General features: G+C 66.5%; 14 protein-coding genes. 9 read left to right on the top strand and 5 right to left on the bottom strand.

Annotated features, from left to right (window positions below; all coding sequences use genetic code 11):
• Positions 1-201: 201 nt before the first annotated feature.
• Positions 202-8,931 (top strand): golvesin C-terminal-like domain-containing protein, encoded by an 8,730-nt coding sequence (locus IGA62_RS01905; RefSeq protein ID WP_145816779.1) that lies wholly within the window; start codon positions 202-204, stop codon positions 8,929-8,931.
• Between the two features lie 268 nt (positions 8,932-9,199).
• Positions 9,200-9,724 (top strand): hypothetical protein, encoded by a 525-nt coding sequence (locus IGA62_RS01900; protein WP_145816780.1) that lies wholly within the window; start codon positions 9,200-9,202, stop codon positions 9,722-9,724.
• Between the two features lie 499 nt (positions 9,725-10,223).
• Here IGA62_RS01900 and IGA62_RS01895 read toward each other — a convergent pair whose 3' ends face one another.
• Entirely contained in the window at positions 10,224-11,474 is a 1,251-nt protein-coding gene (locus IGA62_RS01895; RefSeq protein WP_186499771.1) for an IS701 family transposase, read from the bottom strand.
• Positions 11,475-11,896: 422 nt separating this feature from the next.
• Here IGA62_RS01895 and IGA62_RS01890 point away from each other — a divergent pair, with 422 nt between their 5' ends.
• Entirely contained in the window at positions 11,897-12,727 is an 831-nt protein-coding gene (locus IGA62_RS01890) for an IS5 family transposase (RefSeq protein ID WP_145816785.1), read from the top strand.
• On the top strand, positions 12,724-13,131 hold the full coding sequence (locus tag IGA62_RS01885) for a hypothetical protein (RefSeq protein ID WP_145816787.1): 408 nt from the start codon (positions 12,724-12,726) through the stop codon (positions 13,129-13,131). Before IGA62_RS01890 ends, IGA62_RS01885 begins: the two co-directional genes overlap by 4 nt.
• Positions 13,132-13,191: 60 nt before the next feature.
• Here IGA62_RS01885 and IGA62_RS01880 read toward each other — a convergent pair whose 3' ends face one another.
• Positions 13,192-14,028, bottom strand: coding sequence for an IS5 family transposase (locus IGA62_RS01880; RefSeq protein WP_145816788.1), 837 nt, complete (start codon positions 14,026-14,028; stop codon positions 13,192-13,194).
• Between the two features lie 269 nt (positions 14,029-14,297).
• Here IGA62_RS01880 and IGA62_RS01875 point away from each other — a divergent pair, with 269 nt between their 5' ends.
• From IGA62_RS01875 to IGA62_RS01865, 3 genes are all read left to right on the top strand, one after another.
• On the top strand, positions 14,298-14,822 hold the full coding sequence (locus IGA62_RS01875) for a hypothetical protein (protein ID WP_145816790.1): 525 nt from the start codon (positions 14,298-14,300) through the stop codon (positions 14,820-14,822).
• Between the two features lie 181 nt (positions 14,823-15,003).
• Positions 15,004-15,471, top strand: a complete 468-nt coding sequence (locus tag IGA62_RS01870) for a hypothetical protein (RefSeq protein WP_145816792.1) — start codon at positions 15,004-15,006, stop codon at positions 15,469-15,471.
• On the top strand, positions 15,452-16,099 hold the full coding sequence (locus IGA62_RS01865) for a hypothetical protein (protein ID WP_145816794.1): 648 nt from the start codon (positions 15,452-15,454) through the stop codon (positions 16,097-16,099). Before IGA62_RS01870 ends, IGA62_RS01865 begins: the two co-directional genes overlap by 20 nt.
• Before the next feature lie 199 nt (positions 16,100-16,298).
• On the opposite strand, the gene IGA62_RS01860 is transcribed toward IGA62_RS01865, so the two are convergent.
• Positions 16,299-16,700: an SseB family protein gene (locus IGA62_RS01860; RefSeq protein ID WP_145816796.1), complete on the bottom strand. Its 402-nt coding sequence runs from the start codon at positions 16,698-16,700 to the stop codon at positions 16,299-16,301.
• Between the two features lie 139 nt (positions 16,701-16,839).
• On the opposite strand from IGA62_RS01860, the gene IGA62_RS01855 reads away from it, so the two are divergent.
• Positions 16,840-17,574, top strand: coding sequence for a DUF4184 family protein (locus IGA62_RS01855; protein ID WP_145816798.1), 735 nt, complete (start codon positions 16,840-16,842; stop codon positions 17,572-17,574).
• 156 nt (positions 17,575-17,730) lie between these two features.
• The gene (locus tag IGA62_RS01850; RefSeq protein ID WP_145816800.1) at positions 17,731-19,620 is read left to right on the top strand and encodes an AfsR/SARP family transcriptional regulator; all 1,890 of its coding nucleotides are present in this window, start codon (positions 17,731-17,733) and stop codon (positions 19,618-19,620) included.
• Between the two features lie 32 nt (positions 19,621-19,652).
• Here the strand turns inward: IGA62_RS01850 and IGA62_RS01845 are convergent, their stop codons facing one another.
• Positions 19,653-19,928 carry a hypothetical protein gene (locus IGA62_RS01845; protein ID WP_145816802.1) on the bottom strand — a complete coding sequence of 92 codons (276 nt, stop codon included), beginning with the start codon at positions 19,926-19,928 and terminating at the stop codon, positions 19,653-19,655.
• A 47-nt stretch (positions 19,929-19,975) separates the two neighbouring features.
• Positions 19,976-20,407: a RusA family crossover junction endodeoxyribonuclease gene (locus tag IGA62_RS01840; RefSeq protein WP_145816804.1), complete on the bottom strand. Its 432-nt coding sequence runs from the start codon at positions 20,405-20,407 to the stop codon at positions 19,976-19,978.
• Between the last annotated feature and the right edge of the window lie 2 nt (positions 20,408-20,409).

The following is a 20,409-nucleotide window of genomic DNA, read 5'->3' as shown; positions in this document are numbered from 1 at the left end:
GGACGGCTGAGGTCAGGACCGGGGAGTTGCGGACCCGGTCCTGACCGATTCTATTTCCGAATCTCCTTTCCGGATTTCCTGTCGCGGCAGCGCGCGACGGTGGCCCTCTTTTCTCGACGCCCATAGTGCGGCCATAGGCGCCTGTGTATACGTCATTCCTACCCTCCACTCGTCGTAACGGGCTGGTGGACGGAGAGTGATGTGAGGGCGAGGGTTCGGGGACCTCTGATCCTGGTGCTGGTGCTGGCCCTGGTGGCCACACTCGGCGGGGTGGTGACCATGGCGGCCCGGGACCGGCCGCAGAGCACGGCGAGTGCCGACGGGCACGACGAGGGCCTTCTGGACCAGCTCGGGAAGGCAGCCCGGAACCTCGTCGACGGCGGTGGCTCCCGGGGCCGGACCGAGCCGGTCACCGCCGGCCTCGCGGTGCACGAGAAGGCCCTGCCGGGAAAGGTGTGGCCGGCGCAGAAGCGCGTCCGGGAGATCACCGACCGGCGTACCGCCACGAGCCGGGTGTACCAGCTCTCCGACGGTCGCCTCCAGGCGGAGATCTCGGCCGCGCCGTTGCACTACCGGGACGCGAAGGGCCGCTGGCAGTCGATCGACACCCGGGTCCGGCCCACCGGACGTGACGGCTACGTGCAGGGCAACACGACGAACAGCTTCACCAGTCTCTTCGGGGACAGTTCCGACGAACTGGTGCGCTTCGAGCAGCAGGGCCGCAGTGTCGAACTGGGCCTGGTGGGCGCGGCGAAGGGCGTCACGCCCCGGGTCGCCGGCTCGACGGTCACCTACCCGGGTGTGGCCGGTGGCGCGGACGTCGTCTACGACGTCACCGCCACCGCGCTGAAGGAGAAGATCGTCCTGCACCGGCCGCCGGGTGGCCCCGCGTCGTACACGTTCACCCTGGACACCACCGGACTCACCGCGCAGCAGCGCGCCGACGGGTCGATCGCGTTCGTTCGTCCGGCCGGTGGTGACCCGGTTTTCGTGATGCCGGCCCCGTTCATGTACGACGACCGGGACGACAGGACGTCGCCACACGGCAAGGTGTGGAGCGACAGGGTCACCCAGACCGTGTCCGGGTCCGGGGCCGCCACGACGGTGACGGTGACCGCGGACGCCGGCTGGCTGGCCGACCCGAAGCGGGTCTACCCGGTGGTCATCGATCCGACGATCCGGATCCAGCCGGTGCCGACCGACGCGCAGGACGTGCAGGTCTACTCGGGTAACCCGACGCACCGGTACCAGACGGACGCCACGACGTGGCCGCTGCGGGTGGGCACGGACACCGGGATCTGGCGGTCGCTGGTGCAGTTCCCGCTGGGCGCGGTTCCGTCCGGCACTGCCATCGACGACGCCCGGCTGGAGCTGTACTACGACCAGACGCACACCTCGTACGAGCACGACGTGCTGATGGAGGCCCGCCGGGTGACCCAGCCGTGGACGGCGGAGACCGCGACCTGGGACAACACGTACCAGAACATCGCGACGCAGCCGGCCGGGAACCTCGTGCAGCTCGACGACGGCGACCCTGGTACGTCGGCCAGCGGCTCCTGGGCCTGGTCCGGAAACGCGGACATGATCAAGCACGCGGTCAAGGGCGACTACCGGTTCAACAAGGACACCATCGCCGGGGACACCCACACCTGGACGCCGACGATCACCGAGACCGGTGACTACAAGGTCGAGGTGCACTACGTCGGTGCGGCAGCCGACCGGTCCGACGCCGCCCCGTACACCGTGCACCACGCGAACGGCACCCATACCGAGACGGTCGACCAGCGGGTCCCGGACAGCAAGGGGGCGTGGAAGACCCTCGGCACCTTCCGGTTCAACGCCGGCACCGCCGGCAAGGTGGTCCTGGGCGACGTGTCGGGCAAGGCGATGATCGCCGACGCGGTGCGGTTCACCCGCTGGGGCGTGGCGAACAAGGCCAGCAACGTCAGCAGCGTGTGGAACTCCTTCGCCGTCCGTGACGTGGTGCAGCAGTGGCTCAACGGCACGCCGAACCACGGCTTCGTCATCAAGGCGGTCGACGAGGACACCAAGGGTCGCGGTGGCCCGATCTACGAGGCGTCGGAGTACGCGTACCAGAACGACCGGCGCGACTACAACCTGCCACGGCTGATCGTCACCTACGGCCGCCCCGGGGTGGCGGTGGACCCGCCGACCACGGTCACCTCCACCGGCGCCCTGCTGACCTGGCCGCAGTACCAGGACCCTTCGTCCGGCACCGGCGACGACGCCGTCGAGTACCAGGTGCACCGCAGCATCTACCAGGACTTCCGTCCGTCGGCGGCGACGCTGGTCGCCCCGGTCGGCACGACCACCCGCACCTACCAGGACACCACCGCGGTGCCCACGGCGGCGGACAACACCGATCCGATGGCCCGCAAGTTCTACTACTACATGGTCGCGGTGAAGACCCGTGACGGGCAGCTCCTGGCCGGGCCGAGTCAGGCGGTGATGCTGCCCAAGGCCGGGCAGATCACCCGCATCTACCGCGACGCGGCGGCGACTGGGGACACCACCGGCACCGGCGGGGTGATCGACACCAACCTGTCGCTGACCCGGCCGGCGGAGAACGTCGACAGCTACGCCGGTGACCCGTACCTCGGGGTGGGGAACAACTCCACCTACTACGGCACCACCCGTAGCCTGGTGAAGTTCCCGACGCTGGCCGGTATCCCGACGACCGCGCGGGTCGTCGACGCGCAACTGCGGATGTGGAACACGTCCCTGTTCCCCGGTGACGTGCAGACCGAGTACGTCGACGTCCACAAGCTGACCCAGTCGTTCGACGAGTCGACGGCCACCTGGGACAAGGCGAACGCCACCACCGCCTGGACCACCCCCGGCGGTGCCTACGACACCACCTGGAAGGCCGGGTTCAACGGGTTCACCAACGACCCGGAGTGGGCCACCTGGACGGTCACCGACCCCGTGACGAACTGGGTCGCCACGCCGAGCAGCAACAAGGGCTTCCTGCTGCGGATGCGCAACGAGGCCACCCAGACCGCCCGGGCCATGCTGCTCTCCGCGGAGGCGCCCGAGCCGCTGCTGCGTCCGACGCTGGAGGTCACCTACCTCGAGCAGAGCGCCCAGTCGACCTACTACGCGCCGACCACCCCGCACCAGATGGCGCCGGCCTCGACGTACACCCTGCCGGTGACCGTGTCGAACCCGACGGGCGCGGCGTTCAGCGCCACCGAGTGGGAGCTGACGTACCAGTGGAAGCGGGCCGACGGCCTGCCGGTGTCCGACGCCGCGATCCACGTGGCGACGCCGCTGCCGGCCGCCGTCCCGATCGCCGGGGCGGTCGACGTCAACGCGCAGGTGAAGACCCCGCCGTCGTCCACGGAGGGAAACAAGCGCACCGACTACGTGCTCGACTGGGAACTCCGCAACAAGGTCACCGGTAAGAAGCTCTCGGAGACCACCCCGATCCAGCCCCTGCCGCAGAACGTCGCCGTCGAGGAGCCGACCTCCGACCAGCTCGGTCTGGAGAAGTTCTACTCGTACGCGGGGAAGAACACCGGCGCCGGCGGCACTCTGATGAACAACCTGTACGCCGGCAACACGGTCTGGTCGTACAACGCGTTCAGCAACCCGTCGCGGGGCCTGTCGACCTTCGTCCGGCTCGCCTACAACTCCCTCGACACCACCGACAGCGTGGCCGGGTACGGCTGGTCGCTCCAGGCGTCGTCGATGATGCGGCTGGGCACCCCGCTGGACTTCCACCCCAACCCGAACCCGACCAAGGTCACCCTGACCGACGGTGACGGCACCAGCCACTGGTTCACCTGGGACAGCGCCACGTCGGAGTGGAAGGCACCGAAGGGGGTGCACCTGCACCTCCAGCGCCTCGTCGTCTGCGACAACAAGACGCAGGAACGACGCGCCTGGCAGCTCACCCGTCCGGACCGCACCCGCTTCTTCTACGACTGCGACGGCTTCCTCTCCAGCGTCGTGGACAACAACGAGAACGAGATGCTCTTCACCTACGAGGAGCGGAAGTCCAACAACAAGCCGACCAAGTTCCTGCGCTACCTCACCGACCCGGCCGGCCGGCGGACCCTGACCATCGACTACTACGCCAAGGGCCAGGCGTTCGATTACATCGACGACACGGACTGGACGCGGCAGTCGGCGACGAACCTGACCAACCCGCACATCATCGACCACGTCTCGCAGGTCACCGACATCTCCGGCCGGAAGCTCACCTTCACGTACACGAACAAGGGCCTGCTGGCCGAGCTGGTCGACGGTGCGGGTTCCAGCGGCACGATGGGTGCGCCGAAGGTGTTCAGGTTCGCCTACGACATGACGCAGGGGAACAAGAACGTCAAGCTGGTCAAGGTCACCGACCCGCGCGGCCACGCCACCGAGCTGGCGTACTACTCGCCGCCACAGGACGACCCGAAGTTCCACTGGGCGACGAAGACCTACACCGACCGGCTCGGCCACCCGACCGGGTTCGCCTACACCGACCCGGACGGGCCGCAGGGCAACACGATCCACACCACGGTCACAGACGCGGAGAACCACACCACCCAGTACCAGATGGACGGCTACGGGCGCCCCGTCCAGACCACCAATGCCAAGAACGAGACGACGAAGCTCGGCTGGGACGACGACCACAACGTCATCCGGCTCGAGGAGGCGAACACGGCCGTCTCCACCTGGCAGTACGACCAGAAGACCGGCTACCCGACGGAGATCAGGGACGCCGAGGCCGTCAGGAACAACACGCCGGGCACGGTCCTGACCTACCAGCGGCAGCTCAACGGCTACGTCGCCGACCTGACCGAGAAGACCAGCCCCGAGGGGCGGAAGTGGACCTTCGGTTACGAGGGTGACGGTGACCTGTCCTGGGTCACGGACCCGATGGGCAACACCACCGCCGACACCGACGACTACCGGACCTCCTACACGTACGACGCGTGGGGGCAGATGCTGACGGCGACCGACGCCAACGGCAACGTCACCGTCAACAACGGCTTCGACGCCAACGGCTACCCGCAGACCATCACCGACGCGAAGCAGAAGTCGACGACCTTCACGTACGACGAGCGCGGGCAGGTCACGACGGTCACCGACGCGTACCAGAAGGTGACCCGGCAGAACTACGACACCTTCGGCCGTCCGCTGGACAACATCGTGCCGGTCAAGCAGGCCGAGGGTCGGTTCGTCACCACCCCCGCCCCGACGTACGACCAGAACGACAACGTCATCGAGGCGTACGCCCCGAACGGTGCGGTGAGCAAGGCGTTCTACGACGAGGCGGACCAGGTGGAGTACACCCTCGCCCCGCTCGACGTCGCGGGTGACCCGCAGCGGAAGACCTCGTTCACGTACGACAAGGTCGGCAACCTCCTCACCACCACCGAGCCGAAGGGCAACCTGACGCCCGATGCCGGTGACTACGTCACCACCAACCACTACGACGTGATCTACCAGATCACCAGCGTCGTCAACGCCGAGGGCGACACGCTCAGCTACGAGTACGACAACGTCGGCAACGTGGTCACGGTGATCGACCCGCGGAAGAACGCGACCGCCGACACCACCGACTACACGACGAAGATGGAGTACGACCGGGCGCACCGGCTCACCAAGACCACCGACGCGCTCGGCAAGTTCACCACCAGCACCTACGACCTCGACGGCCTGGTTACGGCCACGACCGACCAGCTCGGCAACACCACCGAGGTCACCCTCGACCCCCGGGGCAAGCCAACCGAGGTGAGGGTGCCGCACGTCGACAACGCCGGCACGATCACCTACCGGACGACGAAATACGAGTACGACGAGGTCGGCAACCAGACCAGGGTGATCAGCCCGCGTGGTGTGGCGACCACCGACGACCCGGACGACTTCGCCACGGTCACCGTCTACGACGAGCTGAACCGGGTGAAGGAGACCCGCACCGCGTACGACGAGGACGACACCCGCTACACCACGGCGGACGTCACCACCTACTCGTACGACGACGTGGGCCGGCTGGCGAAGACGAGCATGCCGCCGTCCTCGGGTGAGACGGTGCGCAACGACACCACCTACACCTACTTCGACAACGGCTGGGCGGAGAGCAGCACCGACCCGTGGGACATCCTGACCACCTACGACTACAACGAGCTGGGTGGGCAGACCGCGCGGACGGTGACCTCGGCGGGTGGTTCGTCGAACCGGACGATGACCTGGACCTACTACCCGGACGGCAAGCTGAGGACCCGCGCGGACGACGGCGTGCCGGTCGGCAAGCAGGTGGTGCTGGTCGACAACTCCGACTTCAACAACACCACCGCGACGGGCACGTGGACGGCGGCGACGTCGGCCACCGGGAAGTACGGCCACAACTACGCCACCCGCCCGGCGGGCACCGGTGCGAACGTCTTCACCTGGCAGTTGAACGTGCCGCAGGCCGGCAGTTACGAGGTGTTCGCCCGCTACCCGCAGGTCAGTGGCGCGGCCACCGACGCGAAGTACACCGTCGCGCACAGTGGCGGCAACACGGTGAAGACGGTCAACCAGACCACCAACACCGGCACCTGGGTCAGCCTCGGCTCGTACAGCTTCGCCGAGGGCAACACGCACAAGGTTTCGCTGTCGGACCAGGCCGGTGGCACGGTCGTCGCGGACGCGGTGAAGCTGGTCCGCAACAACGCGGGCGAGGCCGACAACGAGAAGGTCGACTACGCCTACCGGTACGACCCGAACGGCAACCTGACCACCATCACCGACTCTTCTCCAGGTGTTTCAATCGACACCTACTCGGCGGTCTACAACGGACTCAACCAGGTGGAGGAGGTGAAAGAAAGTAAGTCGGGAGCGGTTCGGGAGACCATCACATTTACGTACAACGAGAACGGTGCAGCACGAACAGCGGCCTACACCGGACAGTACGTCAGCTACGAATACGGTCCTCGCGACTTCGTGGAAACGGTGACCACCGGCAAGTTCCCTGCGGATCCTGACAGTAACGTCACCAGGTTCACCTACACCGACCGAGGTGAGAAGGCGACCGAGGTCAGGGGAAACGGCAACACCGTCGAGCACACGTATTTCCTCGACGGGCTGCTCAAAACCCAGGTCGAGAAGAAGCCGAACGGGACGCTCGTATCGCAGCACACCTACACCTACGACCCCAACGGCAACCGCACCCGAGACGTCGCGAAGAAGATGAACGCCGACAACCACTCGGCGTACCTGAACACCACCAGTGACTACACCTACGACCCCCGCGACCGCCTGTCCCGGCTGGTGAAGACCGGCGATGGCGCCGACACCGAAACCTACGTGCACGACCCCAACAACAACGTCATCAACCAGACCATCAAGAACGTCACGACGTCCTTCAACTACGACCGCAACCGACTGCTGACGGCGTCCACCGGCGGCGTGACGGCCTCGTACAACTACGACCCGTTCGGCCGGCTGGACACCGTGACCTCGGCGGGCACGGTGATCGAGCGAACCGTCTACGACGGCTTCGACCGCACCGTTGAGTACCGGAAGAAGACCGACGCCGGCACGTCGACGACGAGGTACACGTACGACGCTCTGGACCGGACCACGGCGAAGGTATCGAACGCCGGCGATGCCAGCGAGAAGACCACCATCTTCAACTACCTCGGGCTGTCAAGCGAGGTCCTGACCGAGGAGGTGGGCGGCAGGATCACCAAGTCGTACCAGTATTCGCCATGGGGCGAGCGGATTCTGCAGGTCACGCATGGCGCTGACGGCAACGATGAGGTCGGCTACTACGGCTACAACCGTCATACGGACGTCGAGATCCTGACGAACGAGAGCGGCGACACCATCGCCACGTACGGCTACACCGCCTACGGCAGCAACGATGAGGCGCAGTTCACTGGTGTCGACAAGCCGGACGCGGCCAACCCTCTCAAGGAGCCGTACAACGCCTACCGCTACAACGGCAAGCGTTGGGACCAGAGTTCTGCCATCTACGACATGGGGTTCCGCAACTACAGCCCTGGTCTCAACAGGTTCCTGTCCCGAGACAGTTACAACGGCGCACTTGCCGACATGCAGCTTGGTACTGACCCGTGGACCGGGAGTCGGTACACCTTCGGCGGCGGTAACCCGATTTCCATGATCGAAATAGATGGTCATGATTTCGGCGACATCCTTGGCGGTGTAAAGGACGGCTTTGTTGAATTCGTTGCTGCCCCGTTCCAGGAGGTGGGGCGGCGCTACACCGACGTCTACGACACCTATCAGGAGGACGGTGTCGGTGCAGCCGCAGGCAAGGGCGCAATCTACCTATGTACGCCTTGCGAGGCATATCGAGCCGGTGAAGGCGCTGTCGGAGCCGTCAAAGAAACGTACGGTGCCTGGACGAATGGCAGTACTCGGGACAAGGCTCGGACGACGACCACGCTTGTCTTGGGCGTCGCCACCCTCAAGGGTGGTGTCAAAGCGGCCGGCGGTAAGCCAAAGCCTGTTCCCTCGCCGAGGGGTGAAGCAGGGAAACGTACGGCTGCTGTGGAGGTCTTCCCTCCCACCCCGGGAGCGTCGCCCGCGGCGAGCCTGGCCAAACTGGAGCAGGATCTTCCTCAGTTCGCATTGGATAATCGCGGGGGCAGAAAAACTGCCAAGCGAGCGTATGTCGGCGCAGTCAACACGCGGACCGGCGAAACGGTGCTCGCCTCGTCAGGTACTTCGCCAAGTGGCTGCGCAGCCTTCTGTGCCGAAGGCAATGCCGCCAGAGCCATCCATGCCGGCCCTGACGAGGTCATATTTACCGGAGCGGTTGAGGTTGTTAACGGTCCAAATGGATACGTGGTTCAACCCAAGCCAGTTTGTGTAAAATGCCAAGATGACTACTCGAGATCGAACTTCGTGCCAGGCGTACAGTATGCCCCGGATGGGCGATGGTCGCGACCCTGGTGGAAGTTCTGGTAGGTTCCTTTCCTGGCTGCTTGACCGTACCGTGTGACGGTGGCCCGCATTTCAGGGGTCACCGTCACGCGGCCCCATCGACAGTGCTGAGCCTGCTGCCAGTCATGGTGGGGTGTGAAAGAAGTGCAAGTGTGGGACGATGAAATTCTCGATCGAGACTTCTCGCGCAATCTAGAGCGAATTGCTGCAGGAGTGCTGGTTTCTGCCTCGGCGCATCTGAGGAAGTGGCAATTCTGGTGGAATGACGCAAGAATAAGGAAGGTGTAGGTTGATGAAGATTGTCGAGCTCGAAATTGCGCGACAGGACTGGAAATCTTATAGATGTGGATGCGGAAAGCTCGGCTCCCATATTGCAAAGGACTTGCTCGCCCTGGCGCGCGCCCAGTATGAGAGTGAGGTTCGCTTCGACGTGGCCGGCGGGCATGTCATGGTGCCCGAGGTTCTCTCGGAACTGGCGTTGCCGGTGCTTTCCGTGGCCCTGGCGGCCCTGGCGGACGACATCAGCGTGCCAGCGCGTCATCAGTTCCTGGATGCATTGCTGGGAATCCTCTCGGCGGACACGCAGACGTTTGAGGCGGCGCAACAGGGGAGGGATCTTGTAAGCGAATGCCGTGCTGCGGCGCAGTCCGGCGTCTGGCTTCTGTACCGAGAGGTTTTCTTTGGGGCATCCTGCGGGGCGTCGACCATGGCCTACGAAATTCTCGCCCTCATCGAGGACGATCCTGATCGACTTAAGCGCGTGCAGGCGTCTCCCGATGCGCAGTTGTACCCCGATGTGCGAAATGCAGAGTTGTAGCTGGTGTCCTTCGGTGAGACGGTGCGGTCGTGTGTCGTCTTCTGGGATCCCTCGTGGGGGCAGTACCGGGAGTACTGCTTTGCTGTCGCGATGCCTGTCGCCGGCCGCCAGGCTGATGTCTGCGGGGCGTGCGCGAGTCGTCTACCGGTAGTAGTCCAGGACGTCGCCAACTCCCGGGTGTGGTCGAACCCGCTGCAGCGGGTTCGACCACACCCGATCTGCGCGCAGGCGGCGTAGCGCTGCGGCGCGGCGACTTTAGCGGCGTGCACCCAGGTGTAGGTGTTACATCGACACGCCGAAACTTGTCATTGACATCAATCACTTCACGATGCCTGGCGGCGGTCTTGTTCGCTTTTTGCGGCTTGCCTAGTAGTGCTTTGTCATGATCGGGGTTGGTCTCGGGGTTTTCGTCTGGTGGGGAAGCGGGTTTTGCAGGTGGGGCAGGCGCCGGCCAGGCGGACGAGGTGGGCTTGTAGTTCGCGGAGTACGGCGTAGGGGGTCAGGCCGGCGCGGGGGCTTTTGGGTCGAGGCGTTGCAGGGTGCAGAAGGCGTGGGCGGCGGAGACGAGGGTGACGTGGTGGTGCCAGCCCTGCCAGGTGCGGCCCTCGTAGTGGTCCAGGCCGAGGCCGGTCTTCAGTTCGCGGTAGTCGTGCTCGATACGCCACCGGAGTTTCGCCCACCGGATGAGGGTGCGTTTCGCCGTGGTGGCCGGCAGGTTCGACAGCCAGTACTTGGTGGGTGCCGACCGGTCGGCCGGCCATTCGGCGATCAGCCACGCCTCGGGCAGGTCGTGGTCGCGGTGGGCGGCCAGCAGGACCCGGCCGGCCGGACGGACGCGGAGGAACACGAACCGGGAACGCATCTTCACCGGCCTGCCCGCGCGGGTACGGGAACCGCCCCGCCAGGTGATCGTCCGGGCCGCGTCGACGCCGACGGATGCGATCAGGTCTCTGACCGAGACCGCCGGCTCCCGGTAGCGCTGTTTCGGTCGCTGTCCCACTCCACGGTACGGCGGTGCGGTCCGCGCCGCCGTCTGCGGATACACACTGATCGTGGTGGCCACCTGCACCACATAGGACAGGCCCCGCTCGGTCAGGCCGAGGCGGAACTCGCCGCTGTCGCCGTACCCGGCGTCGGCCACGATCAACGGCGCCGTCACACCCCACCCGGTCACCTCGTCGATCATGTCCAGCCCGAGGCGCCACTTCTCCCGGTGTCCGACATCGTCGGGGATCTGCGCCCGGGCGCGTCGCCGCTCGACATCGTCGGTGGCCTCCGGTGAGGCGGGATCCCACGACCCGGGCAGGAACAGCCGCCAGTCGACCGGACACGACGCGACATCGGTGACCAGGTTCAGACTCACCCCGATCTGGCAGTTGGTGACCTTCCCCGCCGTGCCGGTGTACTGCCGGGCCACACCCGGCGACGCCGATCCGCACTTGAGCCACCCGGTGTCGTCCAACGCCCACGCCGCCGGCCCGATCGCCGCGTCCATCCGCCGGGCCAGACGGCGACGCACCGGCTCCACCGCCCACGGACTGTTCGTCACAAAGTGGTTCAACGCCTGATCGTGCACACCCTCCAGCCGGCCCGCCATCGGCTGCACCGACTTACGCCGCCCGTCCAACATCAGCCCCTGCAGATACTGCCCCGCACGATCACACCACCCCGCCCGGGTCAACGACCCGAACACATCCCCGGTGAACTCGACCAACACGTCGCCAAGACGCTCCACCTCACGAACATCCACACCGGATGCAACGAGACGATTCCCGAACAGCTATCAAGCTATACCGAAACGCGACAAAGTACTACTAGGCCGTCTTCAGGTACGACACGGGCATTAACCGGGACAGCGCGGCCCCGGGCGTCGTCGGACCGATCATCCGATCGTAAGCGCTGACGAGATCTCCAGCAGGTCCGCAGGCGAGTGCCCGGCTGGCCCCTCTGGGTTGCGCCGACTGTAGGGGTCATTGCAGACGAGGGCACCATAACCTTGCCGGCGCCAGTGCGGCCACCCCTCAGAGGTCGGTTCGAGGATTTTTGAGTTGATCTATGCTGTGCGTCCGGTTGAGGGTCTTTGATCGGGTCCGCCGTTGATAGCCGGCCCTCAATGGCGTGGAATGTGAATCGCGGTCGTGACCTTCGGGCCGGGGCGGCGTTAGCCCGGTCATGGGTGATCGGAAGCCGTACCCCAGTGACGTCACCGACGCGCAGTGGGCGCTGATCGGGCCGTTCCTGCGGGCGTGGAAGGCCAAGCGGGTCTCGGTGTCGGGGCATCAGGGTGACTACGACCTGCGGGAGATCGTGAACGCGATCCTCTACCAGAACCGGACCGGTTGTCAGTGGGCGTACCTGCCGCACGACCTGCCGCCGAAGTCGGCCACCTACTACTACTTCGCGCTGTGGCGTGACGACGGCACGGACCAGGCGATCCATGATCTGCTGCGTTGCCAGGCCAGGGAGAAGGCCGGCCGGGCGGAGGATCCGACCGCGGTCGTGTTGGACAGCCAGTCGATCCGGGCCGCGAACCATGTCCCGGCCGCCACGACCGGCAAGGACGTCGGCAAGAAGGTGCCCGGCCGCAAGCGCGGCCTGGCCGTGGACACCCTCGGTCTGATCATCGCGGTCGTGGTGACCGCCGCGTCGGTCACCGACAACGCCATCGGCATACGGCTGCTCGACAAGGTCGTCGAACACACCCCGACGGTCGCCCGGGCCTGGGTCGACGCCGGCTTCAAGCAGGACTTCGCCCTGCACGGCGCCGTCCTCGGGGTCGACGTCGAGGTCGTCAAACGATCCGACTCCCGCCCCGGGTTCGTACCGGTACGCAGACGGTGGATCGTGGAACAGACCTACGGCACCTTGATGCTGCATCGTCGTCTCGTCCGCGATTACGAGAGCCGCCCGGAATCGGCGGTGTCACGGACGTTGTGGGCGTCGATGGTGACCATCGTGCGTCGGCTGACCGGCACCAGCACCCCGTCCTGGCGGCACCGGTGAACCTCACCGTGATCCTTGACCTGATCACCGCACGCGAAACCACCGCCGGTCAGGCCGCCGACCGGCTGCGCGAGCAGATCACCGCCCTCACCGCCGACCTCGCCCGCGTCGAGGGCGAACTGGCCGCACTGACGACCACCCGCACCACCCTGCGCGCCCTCACCGCCGCCGAGTTCACCGCCGACGACCCGACGATCGCCAGCGCCCCCTACCAGCAGATCCTGGACGTCCTCACCACCGCGCCCGCCGGCATGCGAGCCAAAGCCATCTGCATCGCACTCGACGTCGAGCCCTCACCGAACCACGTCGAGAGCACCCGCGCGAAGCTGAAACGAATGGTCAACCGCAACATCCTGACCGAAGACGAACCCGGCGTATTCACCCTCACCTCGAAACGGACCTAACCCTTCGAACCGCCCTCTCAGAGGAGGTCTGATTCACGTATTTTGCGAGTGATGCCGCCTTCAGATGTCTCGCCAGGTTGGGGTGGTTTCGTTGGTGATGCGTTTGGTGAGGTTGTCGATCATCGCGATGCGGATCATGCTGGCGGAGTTGTCGGGTAGGGCTTCGTAGTCGCGGGCCAGGCGGCGGTGCAGCATGATCCAGCCGAGGCTGCGTTCGACGACCCATCGCCGCTTGACCACCGAGAATCCCCTGACCTGCGGGTCTTTGGTGACGACCTCGACGTCGATGCCGAGGGTGGCGCCGTGCTCGATGACCTTGTTCTTGAAGCCCGCGTCGACCCAGGTCTTGGCCAGGGTCGGGTAGGTGGCTTTGGCCTGTTCCAGCAGGCCGTTGCCGACGGTGTTGTCGCTGGCGCTGGCGGCGGTGACGACGACCGCGAGGAGCAGGCCGAGAGTGTCGGTGACGATGCCGCGTTTGCGTCCGACGATCTTCTTGCCGGCGTCGATGCCCTGCGTGGCGATAGGTGCGTTGGTGGAGGTCTTCACGCTCTGGGTGTCGATCACGGCGGCCGATGGTTGTGCGGCGCGTCCGGCTTTGGTGCGGGCCAGGCCGGTGAGCTGGTAGTTGAGCTGGGTGAAGATGCCGTCGGTGGTCCAGGCGGTGAAGTAGCCGTAGACGGTCTGCCAGGGCGGCAAGTCGTGGGGCAGGTAGCGCCAGGCGATGCCGGTGCGGTTGACGTAGAGGATCGCGTTGAAGATCTCCCGCAGGTCGTGGGTGGCGGTGCGCCCGCCGACACCGGCGTCGGTGCGGGCCTGACGCCAGGCGGCAAGGCGTGGTGCGATCAGCGCCCAGCGGGCGTCGGACAGGTCGGAGGGGTACGCGGGTCGCTCGGCCATGCCGTAGGTCTACTGTGGATGTGCGGTGGTGGATCGCACCTGCAGTCCGACGATACGATGGCTTTTCTGAACCAGACACGTTCTGCGGAACGAAGCCGCCATATCGAGGCGGCATCGGTCGGGGCAAATAGGGTCGATAGTCCGTGAGTCGGCTGCTCTGCTGGCCTGGCATCCGGCGGGCCGAATGCCGCCAATCGCACGCAGACAAGATCAAAACGCCCTGTGAGGGCTCCCCAGTTGGAGTGGGCTTGAGAAGGGATTTGATGTCAATGGAGATTGTTGAACTTGAGATCGCGCGTCGAGACTGGAAATCCCTTCGATGTGGGTGCGGGAAACGGGCAACTCACCTCGCAGTGGATTTGCGGGAGTTAGCACTCGCGGAGCATGAGCACGATGTTCGATTCAACGTGTCCAGTGGCCACGTCATGCTGCCTTCGGTCCTTATGGAGCCGGCGCTACCGGTAGTTTCGGTAGCTTTGGCGGCTCTGGCAGACAACATCTCCGTGCCGGCTCGCCACCAGTTCCTGCAGACATTGAGCTTCATCCTCTCGGCTGAAACCCAGACATTCGAATTGGCGGGCCAAGGCAGAAATCTTGTCGATGAATGCCGGATGGCGGCCCAAGAGGGCATCTGGCTTCTGTATCGGGAGGTCTTTGCCGGGGCAACTGTGGGAGCATCGAGCATTGCCTTCGAAATCCTGACATCTATCGACGAGGACCTTGACCGGCTCAAGCATGTGCAACGCGCCTCAGGCGCACAACTGGCCCCGGATGTACGGAGTGTCGATTTGTAAACAATTCCTTCTGGGTTTCGGATTTGCAGACGACATGCTGCATCGCAAGGCTGGGGCCGTGCTTCCCGAATGACGCAGTGGTACGGCATTGCCCGGCGTCCGCGGCGGCGTACCCGACGCTCGTTATCGCTCTTCCTGCTGAGAAGATCGGTTCGTCGAGGCGTACGCCCCGAACGGCGCGGTGAGCAAGGCGTCCTACGACGAGGCGGACCTGCTGGGTGGGCAGGCCGCGCGGGCGGTGATGTCGGCGGGTGGTTCGTCGAACCGGACGATGACCTGGACCTACTACCCGGACGGCAAGCTGAGGACCCGCGCGGACGACGGCGTGCCGGTCGGCAAGCAGGTGGTGTTGGTCGACAACTCCGACTTCAACAACACCGCCGCGACGGGCACGTGGACGGCGGCGACGTCGGCCACCCGGAAGTACGGCCACAACTACACCACCCGCCCGGCAGGTGTCGGTGCGAACGGGCGCCGCCCTTCAAGGGGGCCGGCGCCTGTCTGTGGCAATCGTTGTTATGGGTTCGCCTTACCGTGTGGAAAATCGCTGTCGGTACTGGATTGTAGGTTGCCTGGCGCGAGGCGCAAAACTGTTGCTGTGAATCAATATTCGTGGAGGGTGTGGCCAAATGGTCGAAGACCAAGTTGAGCGCGGACCGGGCGGCCTTTGGCGCTTGCTGGCAGGAGTTCTTGCCGGCGTGGCGACTGTGGCCGTGGTGACTGTCCTGGTTGCCGCTTACAACCCGTGGCACTACGTGCATCTGATCCCATTCGGCCAGACACCAGTCGTCGTGTACGTACTGCTCTTCTCTCCGATCATGCTCGGCTTCGCAGTTCGCCTACTTTTGGGAAAAATGCGAGTGGTGTGGACGGTGGGCGTCGTAGCGACCTTGACGGTTTTTACGTGTGTAGCTGGTTACCAGATTATAACTCTGGAGTCTTTGCAAGAAGTAAAACCGGACGCTAGGCGTACCGTCGTGGCGGTGTCGCCAGATGGGGCGTTCGATCTAGTTGAGATTTCCTACGTGCATTGGGGTGCTCAGTATGAGATTTTCCGGATTCGGTCGCTGGCCGGTCTGACGAGCCGGGAGGCGGCCCAAGACCTCGCCTGTTTCGGAATGACAATTGGTGGTTACAGGCCGGAAAACACCTTTGTGGGTGCTCGCTTCGTGGGCGAACACAAGGTCGAGGTGCGTACTGAGGCTGAGCCATGGACAACCACCTTCGATCCAAACACCCTGATGGCTGCTGAAACCGTGTCCCATGGCTGCAAATAATAGGCGCGCCTGCACCAAAGACGGCAATCTGTTCGAGGCGACGATGGCGAACAATTCGGAGTGGCGTGCGGCATGTTGAACATCGCAGCATTGGAGGTAGTGCTTCCCGCAATGGCGTCGTGCCGGGCGCCGTCGACGCGGGCCGTGGACGGGTGCTGAGGGCGCTTCAGCCGGGATCGAGGGTGGGGCGTATCGGTGGTTACTGTGTCAGTAGGGACTGGGCGGTTGACTTGCTGATGATCAGACTGATCTCGCGGATGGCACTGTTGACGAGGACGCCTTCACACCGTGGGTCGGTCGCGGCCATCCGGAGGAGAACCTCGCCGGGCAAGCCTGCGTTGAATCGGGGACCGAAGTTACGTAGTGCTGCCTCGGGATCGGCGTATGCCAGCACGCGGGGCCGTCCGTCGCCGTGAGTTGTCTTGCCTGCGCCAAGGTTGCCGTCAGCGATGAAATGCCCATGCATGGCATGGGTGGGTACCCCGGTGGCTATAATGCCGACCGTGGATGTCCGGAAGAGACTGAGAAAGCGTTCGAAGCTCTCCGGGGTCTTGGTTTCCGCGTGCTCAGACATGACATCGGATAGTGGGGTGTCGTTCACATTGCGGACGATAACCTGCTCGCCATGTGGGCAACAAGCCCGGACGTGCGTAGTGCCGACTTGCAGGGCGGGGGCACCGGGATTGACGAGTGGGCTGGTGGGGCGAGAACTCCTTTGTGTGTCCGGGTAGCCTGCCGCGGTGCCGCTGACGTTTCCCTCGCATCTCGCTCCGGTGCTGCCGCTGAAGCTCTGGTTTCCCCGGTGGTTCGACGGGATCGCGCTGGCCGCCGGGTCCGTCGCGCCAGACGTCGCCTACCTCGCGCTGGGAACGCGGGCCGAACTGCCCGATACCCACTCGCTGCCCGGCCTGATCTGGTGGTGTCTGCCCGTGGCGTTGGTCTACGCCTGGATCGTGCGTCGGGCGGCTTCAGCCGTCGCCGCCTATCTGCCGGGTAGGTGGTCGGCCATTGGTGGCATGGGGAAGGTTCGCCACGCCTGGTGGCTCACGATCGCATCCGCGCTGGTCGGCGCGGCCAGCCACCTCGGGTGGGACTGGCTGACCCACACGGACGGTTGGCTCCAGGCCCTGTTCGGAGTCGACTGGCACGAGGCCACGGGGATCGCCTGGTGGACGGTGTCCGATCCGCTGAGCACCGTCCTCGGTGCCGGCGTCGTCGTTCTGGTGATCGTGCGCCGTCCCGACCTCTTCATGGTGGGCGAGGGGCAGCGGCCGGTTCGGGCTGGCCGGTCTTGGCTGGTGGTGGTGCTGTCGTTCGTCGTGGGCCTGGTGGTTCTGCCCTTTCTGCCGGCTGCGGGGCAGCCCGCCGCCACCGGGGTGCGGTTGCTGCACCTCGTCGGGTGCTCCCTGCTCGCCGGTGTCCTCACGGAAAGGGCAAGGAGGCGGCGACGGAGCGAGTTCGGCGACTCAGCCTGAGCTGGGAGCGTTTCCCGGGGGCATCGGTGTTACATCGACACGCCGACCATTTATATTGACATCAGTCACCTCCTCGCATTTCTGGTGGCCTTGTTTGCTTTTCGCTGCTTGCCTAGGGTGGAGGGCGCGCTCGATGTTCAACGGGGGAGCGGTGACATGCAACTTCAGATTCGACTGCTGGGCACCGTGGAGCTGAGCGTTGACGGCCAGTCCGTCACGGTGGGCGGTGCCAAGCAACGGGCGACACTCGCCGCCCTGGCCCTGGAGGCCAATCGTCCGGTGCCACTGGACCGGCTGGCCCGGATGGTGTGGGGCGACTTTCCGCCCGCGTCGGCGGTGGCGAACCTGCGTTCGCACGTCTCCGCGCTCCGCCAGTCCCTCGGCGAGCGGATCATCGCCCGTTCCCACGCGTACGAACTACGGCTCGCCGGACCCGAACTGGACGTGACGGAATTCCAGCGCCTGGCCGGGGAGGGACGGGCCAGTCTCTCCTCCGCAGACCCGGTGACCGCGGTCCGGCAGCTCACCGAGGCACTCGCCCTCTGGCGCGGGCCTGCCGGCTCCGGACTGCCGACCGGCACGGCGTTGGACAACCGGTGGGCGACCCTGGAGGAGCAGCGGCTCCAGGTCTTCGAGGAACTGACCCAGGCCCGGCTGGACCTCGGCGAGCACGCCGACCTCCTCGCCGGACTCCGTCAGCACCTGGCCGCCCACCCGCTCCGGGAGCGCGCCTGGGCGCAGTTGATGCTGGCCCTTTACCGCTGTGGCGACACCCCGGCGGCGCTGACCACGTACCGGGACGCCCGGTCGGTCCTCGACGAGCAGCTCGGTCTCGAGCCGGGCGAGGAGCTGGTCGCCCTGCACCGGGCCATGCTCGACCGGGCACCCGACCTGACGGTGCCGGCGGGCGCGATGCCCGCCCCGACCGGCGAGGCGCTACCGGTCGGAAGGGGCGCTCCGGTGCCCAGGGAACTTCCGGCGGATCTGGTCAACTTCGTCGCGCGTACCGCTGAGGTCGCGGCCGTGGTGGCGGCCGTGGTGGCGGCCGTGACCGGCGGGACGCCGGCCGCCGTGGTCGTCTCCGGGCCTGTCGGCTACGGCAAGTCGGCCCTCGCGGTACGCGCTGCCCACGCGGTGGCTGCCGACTTCCCGGACGGTCAGGTCTTCGTCGACCTGGGCTACCGGCCGACGGTGGGTGCGGAGGAGGTGCTCGGCCGGGTGCTGCGGGCCCTCGGCGTCGCGCCCGCCGACGTCCCCGCGTGCGCCGACGAGCGGGTCGGCCGGTTCCGCTCGCTGGTGGCCGACCGGCGGATCCTCCTGGTGGTGGACGGGGTCACCCAGGCCGCCCAGGTACGCCCGTTGGTGCCCGCCGGTCCCGGCCCGGCGTTGATCGTGGCCGGGCAGCGGCACCTGCCCAGTCTCGACGGGGTGCCGCAGGTGACCGTCGACGGCCTGTCGCCCGGCGAGGCGCGGGCCCTGCTCGCCGCCCTCGTGGGCCGCGACCGGCTGGACGAGGATCCCCGGGCCACGGCCGAGCTGCTGCGGATCTGCGCCGGGTCGCCGCTGGCCGTGCGGATCGTCGGATCGCGCCTGGCTGGCCGGCCGGAGTCGCCGGTCACGGCGTTGGTGGAGCGGCTTCGTGACGGCCGGCACCGGCTCGACTGGTTGACCTGTGACGACCTGTCGGTGCGGGAGCGGCTGGCCGCCGCGTGTGCCGCCGTCCGGGCCGGGGACGAGGTGGCCGGCCGGCTCGTCGCGGTGCTGGGCGGTGCGCCGGACGAGCTGGCGCTGCCGGACCGGTCGGCGGCGCGACTGGGCGTCTCCCCGGCGCGGGCGCGACGGGCGTTGGAGGAGCTGGTCGACACGCATCTGGCGTGCCGGGCCGGGTCGGACGGCTACCGGCTACCGGCCCTGGTACGCGAGTACGCGGTGGAGGTGGCCACGGTGCCCCGGCAGCGGAGGCACGACCGGCGCGGGGAGCCGGTGCTGGCCCTGCCGGTCGCCGCTGCCCGGTGCCGGGCTCAGCCCACGTCGATCGAGGGCTGAGGGGCAGCCGGCGGCTGTCGGAGGGCTGAGGGTCAGCCGGCGTCGCCGCGGACGATCGCCACGGCCACCCGGCAGAACTCGTCCATGTCCGGGTTGAAGCCGGCGGCGATGTCCGGGTGCAGCCCGGCGCGGGTCTCGTCCAGCAGTCGCTGGCAGACCTGCTCGACCGGCTCGCCGGCGTAGTCGGCGCTCACCCGTTCGGTGGCCGCCTGCAACGCCGAGGTGAGCTGTTCCTCCAGCGGCCCGCGTAGCTTCTGCTGAACCGGGTCCAGCCCTCTCGGGTCGAGGGTGACGTGTGGCTCCGACATCGGCGCTCCCTTCGTCGGCGTCCGCGGTACCCCACCGCGGGCGTCGGTCAAACCACGGTCGGTATCTCGGCGACCCGTACCCGGTAGGAGAAATCCTCCGCCGGCTCCTCGGTGTACGCCAGGCGACGGATCTGCCGGTCGTCGGTGTAGAGGGCGACGTCCACCAGCACACCCAGGTGGGCGAGGCCGATGGCGGAGACGCGCTTCTTGTCCGCGAGGACGGCGCAGACCCCGCCGAGCAGGGCGCTGGCGTCCGCGGTGCGGTGCCCGGGTGGGCAGCGCAGGGTCAGGTCGATCTCCACCGGCCCGGTCAGCGGTGTCCAGCCGGTGCGTTGCGCGGCGGCGCAGGCGGCCTGGAGCAGGGTGCGTACCCGGGTGGCCTGCCGGTGACCGGCGGCGAGGATCGAGAGGGCCTCGGCCCGGACCGGAGGCAGGCCACTCACCTCGAACGTCAGGGCGAGAGCGCGGGTGTCCTGCACGA

The sequence above is a fragment of the Micromonospora sagamiensis genome (genome assembly GCF_014680085.1).
GTDB lineage: Bacteria > Actinomycetota > Actinomycetes > Mycobacteriales > Micromonosporaceae > Micromonospora > Micromonospora inyonensis.
Note: the sequence above shows the minus strand (reverse complement) of the source record. Positions and strands in the feature narration are given on the sequence as shown.

Excerpts from the sequence above, each read along its gene's own strand:
- IGA62_RS01900 (WP_145816780.1), top strand. The coding sequence starts at position 9,200 with ATGAAGATTGTCGAGCTCGAAATTGCGCGACAGGACTGGAAATCTTAT.
- IGA62_RS01890 (WP_145816785.1), top strand. The coding sequence starts at position 11,897 with ATGGGTGATCGGAAGCCGTACCCCAGTGACGTCACCGACGCGCAGTGG.
- IGA62_RS01880 (WP_145816788.1), bottom strand. The coding sequence starts at position 14,028 with ATGGCCGAGCGACCCGCGTACCCCTCCGACCTGTCCGACGCCCGCTGG.
- IGA62_RS01875 (WP_145816790.1), top strand. The coding sequence starts at position 14,298 with ATGGAGATTGTTGAACTTGAGATCGCGCGTCGAGACTGGAAATCCCTT.
- IGA62_RS01865 (WP_145816794.1), top strand. The coding sequence starts at position 15,452 with ATGGTCGAAGACCAAGTTGAGCGCGGACCGGGCGGCCTTTGGCGCTTG.
- IGA62_RS01850 (WP_145816800.1), top strand. The coding sequence starts at position 17,731 with ATGCAACTTCAGATTCGACTGCTGGGCACCGTGGAGCTGAGCGTTGAC.
- IGA62_RS01845 (WP_145816802.1), bottom strand. The coding sequence starts at position 19,928 with ATGTCGGAGCCACACGTCACCCTCGACCCGAGAGGGCTGGACCCGGTT.